The organism is Bacteroidales bacterium, assembly GCA_013141385.1.
Lineage (GTDB): Bacteria > Bacteroidota > Bacteroidia > Bacteroidales > Tenuifilaceae > UBA8529.
This window is the reverse complement of the sequence record JABFRB010000011.1, coordinates 115,908-134,671: the sequence shown is the minus strand read 5'-3', so window position 1 is coordinate 134,671 and position 18,764 is coordinate 115,908. Positions and strand designations below refer to the sequence as shown.

The following is an 18,764-nucleotide window of genomic DNA, read 5'->3' as shown; positions in this document are numbered from 1 at the left end:
AAAAGGTAATCCAACAAAAAAATCGCTTTCATTAAAGTACTGCTATTTGAATCAGTTGCTAACAATATTTTCAAACATATCAATTGTTTCATTTACTATTGTTCCAGCATCCTGAAATTGTTCATCATCAGCATTTTTCTTTTTCCTATTTAAAGATGATACAAACGAACTTATGGTAGCATTTTCAAATAGTTCAACAACAGTTATTTCAATATTTAACCTCTTACTTAATTTACTTTTTAGTTCGATGATTTTTAATGAATTACCGCCAACATCAAAGAAGTTTTCGTTAACCCCTATGCTGCTTCTTTTTAAAACATCTTCCCAAACATCTGCAACGTCCCTTTCAACACCATCCTTGGGGGCAACAAATTCAGCATAATTTATTGATTCATTCGATGGTTGTGGTAGTTCTTTTTTGTTAATTTTTCCGTTTTCATTTAATGGAAATTTCTCAAGTTCAACAAAATAGGAAGGAATCATATATACCGGGATTGATTTACTTAGAAATGATTTTAGTTCATTAAAATCAATGTCCGTTTTGGCAATATAATACGCACAGATATATTTATCTTCATTATTTTCGAAAAGAACAACGCAAACCTCATCAATTCCTGAATATCTCAATAAATGTGCTTCAATTTCACCGAGTTCTATCCTATATCCTCGAATTTTAACCTGATGATCAATCCGACCCATAAACTCGACACTACCATCCTGTAGCATTCTCGCTAAATCTCCCGTTTTATAAAGGATATCGCCTTCTTTATATGGGTTAATGACAAATTTCTCGTTTGATAAATCAACTCTATTAAGGTAACCTTTTGCATTACCTGTGCCTCCAATATAAATTTCTCCGGGAGTTCCCTTGGCAACAAGTTTCCGTGATTTATCTAACAAGTAAATTGTTGTATTAGATAATGGTTTACCTATAGGTATTGTTTCCCTTTCATTATCAATTTCATCGATATTATGATAGCTTGCATATACAGTAGTTTCTGTTGGTCCATATACATGAACAAGTTTTCCTTTGCCTAACTCCTTTAATGCAAGGGTTGCATGTTGTTTTGATATCCGCTCGCCACCAAATAGTATCTTTTTAACATCTTTTAATCTATCTATACCATAATCAACAAGAGTATTAAACAGTGCGGTTGTAAGGAAGAATACAGAAACTTGCTTTTTTGAAATAATATTCAATAATAAATCCACTTCTAATATATCATTACTACCAACAACCACTAGATTACCCCCATTTAACAACGCTCCATATATATCAAAAACAGATCCATCGAATGTATAACTAGATAATTGCAATATTTTGTCACTGTTCGCCAAGGATAGGTAATGGTTATCAAGGACAACGCGTGTTACATTACTGTGGGTTGTTAAAACACCCTTTGGAACTCCTGTAGTTCCTGATGTATAGATTATATATATTGGATTTGATGCTTCTACTGAAAAGTCTATATTTTCTGATTTTCCTTCAAATAAGTCAGGGATAGTAATATCGAGTGTATCTGCATTAAAATCTTTAAGTTCCACTAACCCTTTTTCATAAAGAATTAACGAGCAGCCTGTATCAGATAATAGAAATTGAATACGTTCTTCAGGCCAATCGAAGCTAATGGGTAAATATGCTGCTCCTGCTTTAATTATACCAAATATTGCTATGATAAGTAATTCGGATCTTTCAGCTATTAAACCAACCACATCGCCCTGCTGTATTCCCTTTGCTATTATTTGTCTAGCGAGTTGATTACTTCTATTATTAAACTCATTATAACTTATTTGAGTTTGTCCATAGCTCAATGCAATATTATCAGGGAATTTAGCGGATATTTCTTCCACTATTAATTTTACAGATTTATCAATAGGGTAATTTGTTGTAGTATTGTTAAAATCATACAACAGCTGATGCTTCTCCTCAACACCTAGCATCTCAATCGCCGAAATGGGTTGATCAATATTTTCCGATATTCCCTTTATAATACGCTTTAAATAACCAATGTAAAGATCAATACTTTCTGCCTTGAATAACTTAGTACAATATTCAATATTCATTAATATTTGAGATCCAAAATCGACAGTGGTTAAGTTCAAATCAAATTTTGATATTCCGAGTGTATGTTTGAATTCCTTTTCAATTATATATGATAAATTTTCACTGTATTCCTCCTGGTTGATCATAGTAAATATTACAACAAACACTGGATTGCGACTCATATCCCTTCTTACTGATACCTTCTCCACCAAATCCTCAAATTGGTAATCGGAATTATCAAATGACTCAATTGCTGTTTGTTTTACATTCTCCAAAAATGCTCTTATCGTTGTATCGCCTTTTACTTCGTTTCGTAAAGCCAATGTATTCACAAACATTCCAACTATTCGCTCTAAATCAATATGATTACGGCCTACAATTGGGCTACCTACAATTATATCTTCTTGACCACTCAATTTCGAAAGAAGAATAGTAAATGCCGATAAAACGGCCATGTAATTGGTTAAACCACTTTCTTTTGCAAGTGATTTAATACTTGCAGTTTCTTCATTGCTCAAGGTAAAGTTTATATTCGCTCCATCATAACTTTGTATAGCAGGGCGTATAAAATCTGTAGGAAGGTTTAAAACTGGTATTTCACCTTCAAATTTCTTTAACCAATATGATTCCTGTTTCTTTTCCCATTCTTTGTGTTCATCGCTGCATTGCCACTCACTATAATCTTTATACTGCAATTTTAATGGGGGTAGCGTTTTCCCAGAGCATAGTGCCCTAAATTCCTGCTCTAAGATATCGTGCGAAATTCCATCACAAATAACATGGTGCATGTCTATCATTAAGTGACTTCCCGCTCCGTGAACCTCAACCAGTGCCACTCTTAACATTGGAGCCTTTGATAAATCGAAAGCCTGTATGAATTTATTTTTGGTGGCTTGCTCCTCCCCTTTTTCTATGTGAATTTCTTGAATTTTCAATTCTACATTATCGTGTATTCGCTGCATGGGCTCTTCACCAACCATTTCTATACTTGTTCGGAAAGTCTCGTGGCGCATCATAAGCTGATTGAAAACCTCTTGTATCTTCGAAATATTCATTCCTAGCTCCAAGGGTAGGAAATTGGGCATATTATATGCGGTGGAATCCAAATCCAATTGCTGTAGCAAATACAATCGCTTTTGTGCAGATGATAATTTATAGAACTCTTTATTTACGGCTTTACTAATTGAAATATATTTCTTTTTATCATTCTTGTTGATTATATCTGCCAAACCACTAAGTAAAGGGTTTTCAAATACTTCTTTAACTGTAATTTTAACTTCAAATTGCTTGTATATTTTGGCAATTAATAGTATAACTTTTAAAGAATGTCCTCCAAGTTCAAAGAAATCTGAATTTCTTCCAATTCTATCAATATCTATAAGTAGCACCTCCGACCAAATAGAAATTAGTTTTTGCTCGTTTTCGTTGTTTGCCTTTTCAATAATATTATTATTAACTATTTGAGGTTTGGGCAAAGCGTTAATATCTATTTTTGAATTAGCAGTAAGTGGTACATCATCAATTTTAATAAATAATGCTGGAAGCATATAATTTGGCAACATTCCTTTTAAGAATGATAATAATGCCGATTGATTAATAATGCTCTTATGCTTAATGTAAGCACATAAGTATTTAGTTTTATTAGCATCCTCATTCACTAATACTATAGCCTTCTCAATACCACCATATTTTAATATTGCCGATTCTATTTCGCCTAGTTCAACTCTAAAACCTCTAATTTTTACCTGATTGTCTATTCTTCCTATAAAATCAACATTTCCATCTGGCAACCATTTTGCGACATCTCCAGTTTTATAAAGTCGTTGATTATCATTTAAGTAATAATTAAATTTTTCATCGGATAGTTCAATTTTATTGAGATAACCACGTCCCACCCCATTCCCTGCAATATATAAATCGCCAAGTACCCCAATTGGAACGTATGATTGATTATTATCTAATATATAATACTTGGTATTTCGCATTGGATTTCCTATAGGCACCGTACCCGCTTTAAGCGTACCATTCATAGAATCAGCACTTAAACACTCATAAAAACTTGAATCGATAGTTGTTTCAGTGGTTCCATAGCTATTAATTATTCTGAAACTATTTCCATATCTACTTTTCAATCTTGAAAATTCTGTACTATTACAAACATCAGATCCAATTATTAGAAGTTTTAAAGCTTTAATTTTTGTTTTAGCATCATACATGTAATCCATTAAGGGGATTAACAATGATGGTGTTGATTCAACAATGCTAATGTTGTGTTTTATAAATAGGTTTTGGAGAAGTATTAGATCCATTCTTTGTTCACTGTCACAAATTACCATGCATCCTCCGTTGAACAAAGATCTTGATATATCTCCTACAAATACATCGAATGAAAAACTGGCAATTTGTAAAAGTTTTATTTCAAATTCGTTTAAATCATAACCCACAGTCCATGCATTTGTAACTGACATTAGCTGCGCATGATCAATCATAACACCCTTTGGCTGACCGGTAGAGCCAGACGTGTAAATAATGTAAGCCAAATCATCTGGTGCATTAATCACCTCAGGCTTTTGATTATTTTCGTATTCTGAAATCTGATCTAAATAGATGATATCGCTAATTGCAGAAATAATACCAGATGTTAAGTCTTGATGTGATATAAGGTATTTCGTGTTACTATCCTTGATAATATATTTTGTTTTATCGGGAGGATAGGTTGAATCAATTGTAAGGAATGCTCCACCTGCTTTTAGTATACCCAAAATCGAAATAATGACATCCTGTGATCTATCTAGGTATATTCCAACAATTGTGTTTCTTGTAACACCTTTATCTTTTAAATAAATAGCGAGGGAATCAGATCTTTTATCTATTTCTTTATAAGTAAAATAATTCTGATTTATTATTGTTGAAATTCTATCTGGGTGCTTAGTTACCTGCTCTTGAAATAAATTTATAACTGTTTTTTCGGTATTGACTATTTTATAATTAGAATTAAAACCATTCAATATTTTTTCTTTTTCATCAATTGATAAAATAGATATTTCTTTAATTTTCTTATCTCGATGATTAACAATTTCATTTACACATTGCTGAAAATGTTCAGCAACTTTCAAGATTGTATCTGAGCCGTATTTATTCTTATTAAAGTCAAATTGTAAAGTAATAGAATCACCAGGGATTATGGATACGTTGATATGGTAATTTGTTTGTTCAATCATATCAAAATTAACCACCTTAAACTCATGTTCTCCCGAGTTATCTTGCATAACAGAGTCCAATTCCTGATAAATTGGGTAGTTCTCAAATACAAGAATATTATCAAACAACCCATCAGGGAGTCCTGATTCTCTTTGAATTTCGGCTAAAGAGGAATAATGGTAAGGTTTACAACTTATTGTGTCTGAATGAACTTGTTTTAAGAGTTCAATAAAAGTATCGCTTCCATTTATTTTTATTCGTTGTGGAATTGTATTAATAAATAGACCAATAATCTTTTCTACATCAATAATTTCGGGAGGTCTACCAGAAACTACTGTTCCAAAAACTATATCATTGCAATTATTATACTTACTTAGCAATACTGCCCAAATTGCTTGGAATACTGTACTAATGGTTGCTTGATTGTTTAGGGCAATTCCAATTAATTCTTTAGAATTTACTTCATCAAGTTTTATCTTATATGAGCAAGGATCGTAGATTTCAGAATTGGTATTATCATTCATTAAAACAGGCACTGTACTTAATCTATCAAATCCCGATAGGTAGTTTCTCCAAAATTCAAGTGCTTTATCTTTATTCTGTTTCTCTAACCATTTTATATAAACTCCAAACTGACCTACGGGCTCTTTTTTCAGAGGTTTATTCTGAATATTTGCAAAGTAAATTTCCAAGAATTCGATATTCAGCAAACCCATACACCATCCATCCATTAGGATATGATGAAATGTCCATATTATCTCAAACTCATTATCTGAGCACTTAATAACGGCTACTTTTAAAAGTAAATCAACTCCTAAATCAAACTTTTCATTTCTAACAGTTTGCTTATAGTCTGAAAGAAATTCATCGATACCCTGTGTTCCAGATATATCCTTGAAATATATTTTTATATCTCTTTTCCTGAGGACAACTTGAAGTATTTTTTCGGATTTATTTATAAAAACAGTTCTTAGTATATCATGTCCAACTATCAAATCATTTAAACTCTTCTCAACACATTGAATATCCAAGTCTGCTCTCACTCTATAAGATACCTGTTCTTGATATGCATTGTCATCGTTGTATAATGAATGAAAATACATACCCTCCTGCAATGGTGATAAGGTATAGATATTCTGAATATTCTCTTTTGCTAACATAATTAAGCTATGTAGTTTAAATAGAAAAGAAATATATTAAAAAGATGTAGGATTAATCAAATATTGATTCAAGTTCTTCCACTGAAAGGTTTTTGTAATCAAAATCACTTGAGGTAGTTTCTTGGTTATCCTTTGATAAACAAAACTGGACTATATTTAGTAACTCTTGCTTAAATTGGTTCAATAGCAACTCCATTCCTTCATGATTATACTTCGATTTATTATATGACAGTATAATTTCAAGTTTTTTATTCCTTACCATGCCGGAGAAACTAATATCAAAAGAAAGCAATCCTTCAGGGCTATTGGTTATACCAGTTGACTCTTTTGCTAATGTAAAATCATTTATAAATTTAATATCCTCATCGAATTGTCCTAAATAGTTAAAACTAATTTGAGGTGTCAGTTTATAAGCACTATTGGTGTTTTCGCTTATCATTTTAAGTAAGCCATAGCCAAGGCCTTTTACTGGAATTCTATGGATAATATCTTTATTTACAATGATCTGCCTTCTTAAATCATTTGCAGATTCCATACTTAGGGTAACTGGGAATGTTGTTGTGAACCAGCCTACTGTGCGGCTAATATCAATATTTACACCAATACCTTCTCGACCATGCCCTTCAAGCGAAATAAGAACTTTATCATATCCATACAGTCTATGGATTGACAAGCTTAGGGCTGATAGAAGTAAATCATTTACTTCGGTTCCAAATGCATTATTAGCCTCGGAGAGAAGATTTGAAGTAACATCAGTATCAAATTCATAGATAATTGAGTTACTATTTTTAATTCTGTTATCACCCTTAAAATCTTCTGGAACAGGTCTTGTAACGCTTATATCAAGTTTCTCCCAGTACTCTCTCTCCTTAATTAATGCATCGCTACTCGAATATTCATGCAGTTTATCCGACCATTGCTTAAATGAGTTTGTTTTAAGCGGTAAGGTTAATTTCTCATTTTTACGGTATTGATTTAGTAGAATGGAAATATCCTCAAATAAAATTCGCCATGATATTCCATCCATAACCAAGTGATGAATTGAGATAAGTAAACGATCGCCATCATCCAACTTGAATAAACCCAATTTAATCAAAGGTGCTTTAGATAAATCAAAGCTAGCGTGTATTTGAGTTGCTAACTCTTCAATCCTATCTGCGGCATTTTTATCACCCTTTAAATTATAAATTGAAAGTGGCACACTATTACCAACAGGAGCAATGGCTTGAATTACATTGCCATCCACATTGGTAAATGTGCTTCTAAGCATATCATGATGCTGAACGAGTTTATTAAATACAGCCCGTATTTCCTCTTCGCTTAAACCATTTGGAGAATGAAACATTACAGCCATATTCCGATAATGTAGATCGAAGTTATCCTTAAAGTATTCTTTTTGAATTGGGGTTAATAGTACATCACCGGTAACATCGCTTTGATCAATTACTAACGTGGATTTTTTAATAACATTTGCCACACTTTTAATTGTTGCTAGTCTCAACAAATCAGCCATCTCAAGTTTATACCCAACCTTGTTTAGCCGGGCTGATATTTGAATGGCTTTTATTGAATCACCGCCAATTCTAAAAAAATTATCGGTTATTGATATTATATCTCTGCCCAATACTTCTTGCCATACTTGAAGAATTATCTCTTCCTTTTCATCCTGTGGTTTTTCAATTTCTTCGTCTAATACCTGTAAAGGTTCTGGCAATGCTTTAATGTTTACTTTGCCATTGGGAGTAAGGGGAATACTATTAATCTCAATGTACATGGCAGGCAGCATGTATTCAGGGAGATGTTTAAGTAACTCTTGATTTAGTACCGTTGAAATATCACCACTATTAAATAAGCTTCTATCTAATACTAACTTTCTATTATTCAACAGTGAATTGTATATCTTTTTAAGGATAATAAGATCCTTTTTACTCGTTGAACTCTCTTCTTCCGCAAGCCAAGTGCTAAGTTTAGAAAGTTGAATACTCTTTATTTCATTGTTATTATCACTGTAGAAATAACTAAGGTTCTTATTTTCAGGTTGATTTAAATTTGCTTGTGTGTCGCTAGGAATTGTATCAATATTTACAATTTTAATATTACGATTAACAGAGTTCCTTAACCTCTCGGCACGATCTAAAGTGCTATTATCTGTAATAATTATTCTTGTTCCACTAGTTATAACAATATTTCTCAAATCGTTGTCTAATTGTTTTGGATCAAGGATACATAATGATTTACCTGCTTTAATAATTGCAAGGATTGATAATGACATTGCAACTTCATCACTCAGGCATATCGACACACAATTATTTTCGTTAATAACATTGGTCAGGAAACTCTTGCTTGTAGCTGGTTTAGATTGAATATCATTCTCACTTACTAACTCGTTTATTTTCGCAGAAGCTCCACAAACAGGACAATTAGGATCTTTTTTTATCTTTATTTCCTCTAAATATCTGCCTCTCCATCCAACTTCCCAGTCAAAACCCTGTTCTTTGGAAATTTCTCTAAAGAAATCGCTAAAGGAATAGGTCATTGATCTGTAAGTTGACATTTCGCTTATTCTATCTGTCCCCTTTGAATTATAGTAAAAGAATGTATTGTATGCTGGAACGCCCAGCCCCAAAACGATTTTTAAAGCTTCACTAACTCCCAGCCCAGCACTTACAAAAAGAGATGATGACACCACTGCTAGTGGGTTTTTCTTGTATGATTCATCATTTTTTTTCATTCCATTAACCAACGCATAGAGTCTATCTCTATCAAACACACAGTGGTAACATGGTGTATGAGGGGTGTGGAAAACGGCAGAGTAGGCATTTATATCAGTCATTGCTGATATAACATGCGGAATTCCTTTTCTTACGGCGCATTCGGAAAGAATAAACTTATCCTGTACACCATCAAACATATCAAATATTATTGCTGAATCTCCTACAAGTCTCATTACATTATCTCTGGTCAATTTTTCTGTAATGGGTATGACTTCAATATTTGGATTGACTTTTGATAATGTTTCTTGTGCTGATAAAGCCTTGTTCCTACCTAACCTAGACTCATCGTGCATAAATTGTCTATTTAGGTTCGATAGTTCTACCTCATCAAAATCACACACTTTTATTTTCCCAAATCCTGCAAGCGCTAATTGCATTAAAGTAGGCGAAGCACCCCCTCCTGCCCCTGCAACGAATACAACAGTAGCTTTTAACTTTTCCTGTGAACTTAAACCCCAACTATCCAAAAGAATTTGTCGTTTATAACGCTCTCTCTCGCTATTGTTTAAACTATACTTATTATCAAAACTGGAGGAAATTGAATGTGCAATACTAGTAACTTTGCTATTTACATCACTGAAATTTAATGATGTGTTTGAAGTTACTATAAAATCTTCTTCGGCATTCTCAGCTGACTTATTGCTTATAATTGAAGGCAAATCGGAGTAATCGATTCTTAAGTCACTAGTATTGTTGCATGAGCAACAATTTTCAACTTTCTCTTTTTCTTTAATAATGTAAGCGCATATATATTTATCGCCGTTACTATTCTGCTTTGCAATAACAATGGCATCTCTTACTAAATTACTTTTTTTCAAACTCGATTCAATCTCTCCAAGTTCTACTCTATATCCTCTAATTTTGATCTGATTATCGACTCTACCCAAGAAATCAATATCGCCATTAAATTGCCATTTCGCTTTATCACCAGTTCTATAGACCTTTCCATCTATTTTATCTACCTGAATAAATTTACTATGGGTTAGCTCTGGCTTGTTTAAATAGCCCATGGCTACTCCTTTACCTGATATACAAAGTTCACCTAATATCCCTATGGGAAGTATTCCTCCATCATCATCCAGAATCAATGCCTTTGCATTATCTATTGGCGATCCGATTACAGGTTGTAAGGAATATTCTTCAACTATATCAGATTTAATTGTCTTAGTAATACACCCAATTGTTGCTTCTGTTGGACCATAATGGTTTACAACTACAATCTCCTTTTTAATGTTAAATAATTTCTTAAGATCAATTGGATTAATAGGCTCTCCGCCCATAAGGATTAACCTCAGATTGCTAGTATTATCACTCCGAAGTTCATTGCTATTTATTAGTGCATTAAAATGTGAGGGAGTTAGTTTAAGGTAGCTAATTTCATTGCTATCGATATATTTTATTAGCTTACTGGATGATAGATATAAATCTTTTGAAGGTAAATGTAGCTCTGCTCCGCTTAGTATTGATGTGTATAACGATGAATACCCCAGATCAAACGCAAATGATGATGTTAAGATTCCCTTGTCATTCGGGGTAATACTCATTTTTTCAGTAAACCAATTCACATAATTGGCAAGATTACCCTGACTTACTAATACACCTTTTGGTTTTCCCGTTGTTCCTGATGTATATATTAAGTAAGCAGCATCGTTTTCGTTAACTTCGTTTTCTATCGGTTCTGTACTCTCTTCATAGATTTTTTCATCTTCTACATCAACAACTTCGCCATTAAATGTTAAATCAAATAATCCATCGGAGATAAGAATTTTGGCATCGCTATCATTAAGCATATAGCTAATCCTATCCATTGGGAATTCAGATGAAATAGGCATATATCCAAATCCTGATTTTAAAGCCGCCACAATGCTTATAATCATCTCCACGGAAGGTTCAAGAAGTATTCCTACTAATGAATTTTTTCTTACCCCTTTTTTCTCAAGATACCTTACTAGCGAGTTGGATTTTTGATCGATGTATTTGTATGTATAATCATCATAAATTATTTCTTCTTTAGAAACACTCCCACCATATTTATAATGCATGTCCTCTACTACAACTGGAACAACTATTGCAGTCTTATTGGAGTGCTCTCTGAATATTTTATTTATTATTTTACTTACCTGATTGAAATTACTATTAGTATTCTCGGTATTATTAAATGAATATAATAATTCATTTTTTTCTTCATCGGAGAATACCTTATCGTTCCCCAGTTGTTCCTCAGAGTTACTTACAAATCTCTTAAGGGTTGTAATAAAGCAATTGCAAATTTCTTCTGCTCTTGAATCGGTGATAATACTGTTTGTATATAGCAATAGAAGGCTAGTTTCGCTAAAAGTTCTATCAATACTAAAATCGAATAGCGTGTTTATTCTGACATTACCTTTAATTCCAAGATAATCAACAGCCTTTGTCTCTTCAATATCATTAAAAATATGAAAGTCGATGAAGTTAAATAGTGTATCGAAAAATGGGTTTTTATCACTTGAATCCTCTCCCACCAGTTTTTGAATCTCCGCAAGGGGTAGTTTATCGTAAAATACTAAAACATTTAGCTTACTGATGATATATTTTAAGAAATTTTCATTTGTAATATTAGGCTGAAGAGTTATGTTTACTGGCACTGTATTTAAAAAACATCCTAAAATTTTATCGCCATCAGTGCAAACGGGTCTAGTATTTGAGACAATGCCTACTACAAAATCCTTTTTATACGAAAATCTTCTAATGATATCGATATATGCAGCAAAATAAATATTCTTAACATTTGTTCCGAATTCATTAGCCAAACTAACAATTGAATTCGCTAAAACATCATCAATACGAACAAACTTGATCTTTTTCTCTTCAACAATATTTATATCTTTTGAAAACTCTAATCTTTTATAATCCTTGAGTTCCTGTATCCAGTATTCCTTTGTTTCTTCGTTTCTCTTTTCAATAATTTGATCTACTACATGATTTCTATATGTACTTTGTAATAGCCCTGGTTTATAGCTATTATCCTCAATTAACTTTAGGTAAACGTTATTTAATTCAGTCATTAATGAACTATCGCTCCAACCATCAAGGATTGCATGATGACACATAAAAAGCACAACGATTACATCATTACCTACCGAATATGATTTAGCATGCCAAAGAGGTAGTTTCTTAATATCAAGGCCTTTTGTTTTATCATTCTTTTGAACTTGCAACAAATATTCTTCCTGCTCTTTTCCGCTTAGCCCTGTTAAATCCATGTGTTGATAATCAACTATACTTTTTTTATGAACAACTTGAACTGGTTCTTGAAAATCTTCAAGATGAAGAGTAGTTCTGAGTATCGAATGTTTATCGCATAATAGATTTAATGCTTTCTCAAAAAATTGCGGATTGAAATTTGGAATCTTTACTTGTCGCACCATTTGATCAAGATATGTTCCACTTTCTTTATCGAGAATCGAATGGTATGCCATACCAATTTCGATATCACTCATTGGGTAAACATCTTCAATCAATTGTCTTTCTTCAATACGATCAAGAATATTCTCTTTTAATTCATTAATACTTTTTTCAATTGTCTTTTTTTCTTCAATACGATTTGAATTCTGATTACTAATAATTGAGGATAGTTTCTCAATTGTTTCGTTTAAGTATAAATCGGTAATTTGAAGTTCAACATTAAATGATTTATTAATCAAATTGACTAATCTTATTGCTTTAATTGAGTCGCCCCCAACTTTATAAAATTGATCTTTAACACCTACGTCTTCTAATTTCAAAGCCTCTTTCCATATTTCCACTAATAATTTTTGAGTTTTTGTTAATGGCTTAACAAAATCATCTTTTCTTGTAGGTTGAGGGGAGGGTAATGCTTTTCTATTTATTTTCCCGCTTGGGGTTAGAGGTATCTCATCCACACCAATAAAATGGGATGGGATCATATAATCTGGTAACAGTCCAATTAAATAACTTCTTAAAGAATCGAAATCGAAACCTTTTGAAGCAACTATGTAAGCACAAAGATATTTATCTTCATTACTCTCAAAGATATGTACAACACATTCTTTTACTTCGGGATGTTTAAGAAGTATGCTTTCTATTTCTCCTAGCTCAACCCGGTAGCCTCTTATCTTAACCTGCTGATCTATTCGACCTAAAAATTCAATATCGCCATCAGGTAACCAACGAGCAAGATCGCCTGTTTTATATACTCTTGTTTTAATTCCTAAATCATCTACTATTTCTACAAATTTCTCCTCAGTAAGTTTTGGGTTTCTGTAATATCCCCTTGCAACACCATCACCCGATATGCACAATTCACCTGAAATGCCTATGGGTTGAAGCGAATTATTTTGCCCTAAAATCCTTATCTGTGTATTAATTATTGGTTTACCGATGTTCAATTGAGCATTTCCAGTAACATTTTTATATGTAGACCATATTGTTGTTTCAGTTGGTCCATACATGTTATATATATTTCCTTTAAAAACCTCCCTTGCTTCTTCCAGCAGCATTAATGGCAACTCTTCCCCACCAATTAACAGCGTTTTAATACAACTTAATAACTCCGGTTTTTCTGTATTCGACAGGATTAATCTTAACCTAGATGGTGTTAACTGCAATACGGAAACTTCATTTTCATGTAGTATTTGGTTTATCCTTTTTACATCTTTCTGATCTTCATTACTACCAATAATTACTTTTGCTCCACTACAGAGAGGAGCATATATTTCCAATCCAAAAATATCAAATGAAATTGTGGTCAATGATAAAAGGGACGCTCCCTCTTTAATATCAAAAAACTCTTTCATGCCAAAAATAAAGTTGACAACATTCTTATGCTCCACCATTACCCCTTTGGGATCTCCAGTTGAACCGGATGTATATATAACATAAGCTAAATCATCACTCTTGCATTTTATAATATTTTTTAATTCTGTTCTATTGAATATTTCTTCATTTTTCAAATCAATAATTTCAGATATGCTTAACTGTAATCCATCAATATTTGATAGTATAACCTCTACCTCACTATTTTTAATTATTTTTTCGTTTCGTTCCTTTGGATGCTCAGCATCCAAAGGTAAATATGCACACCCTGATTTTAATATTCCAAGTATTCCAATTACTAACTCAATTGAACGTTCTACCATTATCCCAACAAGTTTTCCATTATTATAACCTTTTTGGAAAAGGTAATGGGCCAACTGTTCTGCTTTTCTGTTTAACTCTGAATAGGTAAGTACAACGCCATTACAAGAAACTGAAATTTCACTCGGAGTTCTATATGCCTGTTCTTCTATTAGTTGATGAATTGTTTTTGTAGTTGGGTAATCTTTCTTTGTTTTATTAAAATCATGTAATATTTGTTGTTTTTGGGAAGGAGTTATTAATTCAATATCAGATATATTGCTTGTTATTTTATTTGTATGTTGTTGCAGAATGTGTTTAAAATAATTTATGATTCGTTCAATTGTTTCCTGTTTAAATAATTTTGTGCTATACTCAAATTTTAGTAAAAAGTAATTTTCATACTCAACCGCAATTAGAGTTAAATCAAATTTTGACGTTTTAGTCGTAAAATTAAACTTTTCCGAACTCTCGGAAAACTCATCTAAAATATGTGTTTGATCAACAAAACTAAACATAACATCAAAAAGCGGATTACGACTAAAATCCCTATTAATGATGACTTTATCAATTAAATCTTCAAACTGATATTCTTGATTATCAAACGCCTCTAGCGTATTTGTTTTTAATGTATTTAAATACTCATTTAAAGTTGTATTAGAATCAATTTTAAAGCGAAGCGCTAGAGTATTTATAAATATACCTACAATATCCTCAAAATTATGATTCTGTCTTCCTGCTACGGGTGTTCCAATTACGATATCGTTCTGATTACTAATTTTTGAAATGAATAATGAAAATGCCGATAGCAATACCATGTAAATAGTTACATCCTGATTTTCAGCAAAAGATTTAATATGTTTAGCTTCGTCTCCAGATATTATCAGATTCATTGAAGTGCCTTCTAAACTCTGAATAGCCTCTCTTGAATAATCGACTGGTAATGTTAATACTGGAATTTCATCATTAAATTTATCTAGCCAGTACGCTTCCTGATTTTTTATTCTTGCTTGTTGAATAATATTCTTTTGCAGTTCTGAATAATCTTTGTATTGAAGTGGAAGTGGAGGTAATTTTCCCCCATTGTAAATACTTATAAATTCTTTTTCTAATATTGATGCGGAAACATTATCGCTAATTATGTGGTGCATGTCTATCAATAACACCTTTTCAGTTCCGTCTATTTCAATAAATGCGCCCCTAAGCAAACAGTCTTTGCTTAAATCGAATGGTCTATTGAATTGACTGTATATTTTATAGAAATCATTTTTTAAACAATTATATACCTCCAATTGAAAACTGACAGTTGAATGAATAATCTGAACTGGTTCCTCATTCAAATAGTAAAAATTGGTTCTGAAACTATCATGTCGTTTGATTAATTCTATTAGGGCGTTTTCAATTTTGTTCTTCTGGTAATCTTTTGGTAATGATATTATACTGGTTAAATTATAAGCAGTGCTATTCTTATCTTGTTGATTCAAAACATACAACCTTCTTTGAGCCGAAGATAAAGAGTAATAATCTCTTTTCTCAGTATTTATTATAGATAGTTGCTCATTTTTACTTTGCTGCTTTTTTAAAAAAGAGATAATCTCCTTCTTATTCTTAGTTATTTCGCCAATTAGCTCTTCGGTCAAAACGCCTTCATTAGCTTCAATATCTAAATTTTCATCGATAAGTTGAATTTTTATACCCAACTTATATAATTTAATAATAAGATTTGCAACTTTCATTCGTACAAAATATATAATTAGTTAATTACCAATTCATTACATTTATATTCTAACAATCATTACCGAGCGGATGAACACCGAAGGGCTCGCCGAAGGCAAACACCCATGTTTTGTTCATCTGTGTTTTTGTAAGCTGCCTTACATGGGTGTTTCATATTGTAATTCTTTTTACATTTCCCCGCTCAATCTTGATCTCATCAAAACTTATCGATAAGGCTTCAATCATCTCAGAAAGTTTTAGAACTGTTTGATTTTTAAAAAAATCCACGAGTTTTATTTCCACATTTAAATCATTGTGAATCTTAGAAATTAGTGTGACTGAGTTTAAGGAGTTACCTCCATACTCAAAAAAACTTTTATCAACACTGATTTTATCATAATCTATCTTTAAAATCTCAGACCAGATAGCAACCAATTTTTGTTCAATTTCTGTTTTAGGTTTAACAACGAGTTGATCGTTATTTGTATCCAATTGAAGCAATGCCTTGATATCAACTTTACCGATGCTTGACAATGGCATTTCGTCGAGAAACACAAAATTATATGGAACCATATACTCAGGTAACGATTCAAGAAGATATTCTCTAATTTCGTCAACAGCTAAAACTTTATTTGCTACAATATATGCCGTCAACTTTTTATCGTTATTATCATCTTTCGCAACTAAGACAGATTCCTTTATAGATGGATGTTTTGCAAGTAAACTTTCTATTTCGCCCAGTTCAATTCTAATCCCTCTAATTTTCACCTGATGATCTTTTCTCCCTATAAAATCAAGCATCCCAAGGGTTGTTCTCCTAGCAAGATCTCCAGTTGCATAGACAATTTCTTCAAAATTTTCGTTTTTAATAAATTTCGAAGCAGTTAATTCGGGTTGATTTAAATATCCACGTGCAACACCTTTACCTGAAATTACAAGTTCGCCTGAAAAATCGGCAGGTAAAAGATTTAGATCATCATTGCAGATATAGCATTTACAATTAAAAATTTCGTTACCAATAAATATTTCATCTCCTGTAATATTGTATACAGTAGTTACAACGCAGTTTTCAGTTGGTCCATATTCATTATATAATTTAACATCCGCATGCTTATTAAAATGTTGCTTAGACAAATCAACCGCAGGTTTGTCTGCGGCAATTATTACAGTTCTTAACGTTTTCGGAGGCTCTGTTAAATTGTCTAAACAAGCTTTATAGAGCTGAGGAACCATTATGGTATAGGTTATACCTAGTCTTTTAATCATCTTATCAATAAAATCGTAATTAAAACGATTCTCAGCAGGAACAATTGCTAATGTTGAACCACTTATCAGTGAAGAGAAAATATCGGTAACTGAACCATCAAAATAGTATGAAAATATTTGTAGAATTATGTCTTTTTCGTTTAAGTTAAAATATTTTTTCCTCCAACTTATCTGATTTACTACAGAGTTTTGATTTATAACTACTCCTTTAGGTTTACCCGTTGAACCAGATGTATACAGGATATATGCCGCCTCGTTTGGATCGTGAATGCTTACAAAATTATCTGCGTATTGATCCGTAATTGATTCAATATTATTGAGGCTTGTAATATTATAATTATTAGATAGTTTTTCGTCAATTTCAATATTTGATATTAATAATTTCACGCTACAATCGTTCAGCATCATAATCTTTCGATTAATAGGCGCTTCAATATCTATAGGCAAATAAACACCTCCGGCCTTTATCACTGACAACATTCCAATTATCATTTCAATTGAACGATTTAACACAAGCCCAACTATTTCACCTTTTTCAAGCCCCTTTTCCTGCAAGGTTTTTGCAATGATATTTGCTTTTGTATTTAACTCACGATATGTTATCTGCTTATCCTCATAAATTATGGCAACCCTATCCGGATTATTCTTGACCTGATTTTCAAATAGAAAATGGATGGTTTCACATTTTATTCCAACATCTGCTTTATTACTGTATTTATTAAGAAGTTCTTTAGTTCTTTCTTTCGAAAATAAAGATATGTTGCTGAGGGGTTTATTTACATCAAAAATTAAATTAGTCATTAAAGAAGTGACATTTTCCTTGATTGCAAATATTTTTGACTCGTTGTACAAATATGAATTATACTTAATAGTTATTTGGATAGAAGATTCCTTTCTATTAAAAATAAAAATAACACCAGGATAGATCCCTTTAAGATATGATTCCTCTTGAATATTCTTTAAAATAACACCAATATCAAACAAAGGAAAATATGATTCTGTGCGTTGAAGTTTTAATTCATAAAGAAGAGAATCAATCGGGTAGTTTTGATTTTTTTTACATTCTAGAATTGTTTTTCTGCACTCAAGAATTAAATTTTTAAATGTAAATTTCGAATCAAACCTCACACGTAATGGTAATACCGTATTAATAAACTCACCTTCGAAATCCTGCTTATCAATAGTTGTTCCTATTACCAAATCTTTACTTGATGTATATTTTTGAAGAAGAGTAATGACAAACGCGTTAAGAATAATTTGTAAAGCAAGATCCGAATTACTGCTCATAGAGATAAGTCGCTCTGAGCTTTCCTTTTCAAATTCAAACTCAACCTCTTTATAATTACAGTCATTTAATACATCAAAATTATCATAGGGAATAACTATTCTTTCCGAGAAATTATCGAACATTTTATTCCAGAAAAGTTGTTCGTTAATAACTTCCCTATCTGAAACTGTTGGCTGGGTATTATTATTTTTTTCCATTTC

Annotated in this window: 3 protein-coding genes; all 3 read right to left on the bottom strand. The window is 32.1% G+C overall.

Annotated elements, in window-relative coordinates; genetic code table 11:
- Positions 1-51: 51 nt before the first annotated feature.
- Positions 52-6,405 carry an amino acid adenylation domain-containing protein gene (locus HOO91_06395; GenBank protein ID NOU17172.1) on the bottom strand — a complete coding sequence of 2,118 codons (6,354 nt, stop codon included), beginning with the start codon at positions 6,403-6,405 and terminating at the stop codon, positions 52-54.
- 52 nt (positions 6,406-6,457) lie between these two features.
- Entirely contained in the window at positions 6,458-16,030 is a 9,573-nt protein-coding gene (locus HOO91_06390) for an amino acid adenylation domain-containing protein (GenBank protein ID NOU17171.1), read from the bottom strand.
- Positions 16,031-16,181: 151 nt separating this feature from the next.
- A complete protein-coding gene (locus HOO91_06385) occupies positions 16,182-18,761 on the bottom strand; it encodes a non-ribosomal peptide synthetase (protein ID NOU17170.1) in 2,580 nt (859 codons plus the stop codon).
- Between the last annotated feature and the right edge of the window lie 3 nt (positions 18,762-18,764).

What these genes read in the sequence shown, in the direction of transcription:
- HOO91_06395 (NOU17172.1), bottom strand. Translation starts at nt 6,405, where the DNA reads ATGTTAGCAAAAGAGAATATTCAGAATATCTATACCTTATCACCATTG.
- HOO91_06390 (NOU17171.1), bottom strand. Translation starts at nt 16,030, where the DNA reads ATGAAAGTTGCAAATCTTATTATTAAATTATATAAGTTGGGTATAAAA.
- HOO91_06385 (NOU17170.1), bottom strand. Translation starts at nt 18,761, where the DNA reads ATGGAAAAAAATAATAATACCCAGCCAACAGTTTCAGATAGGGAAGTT.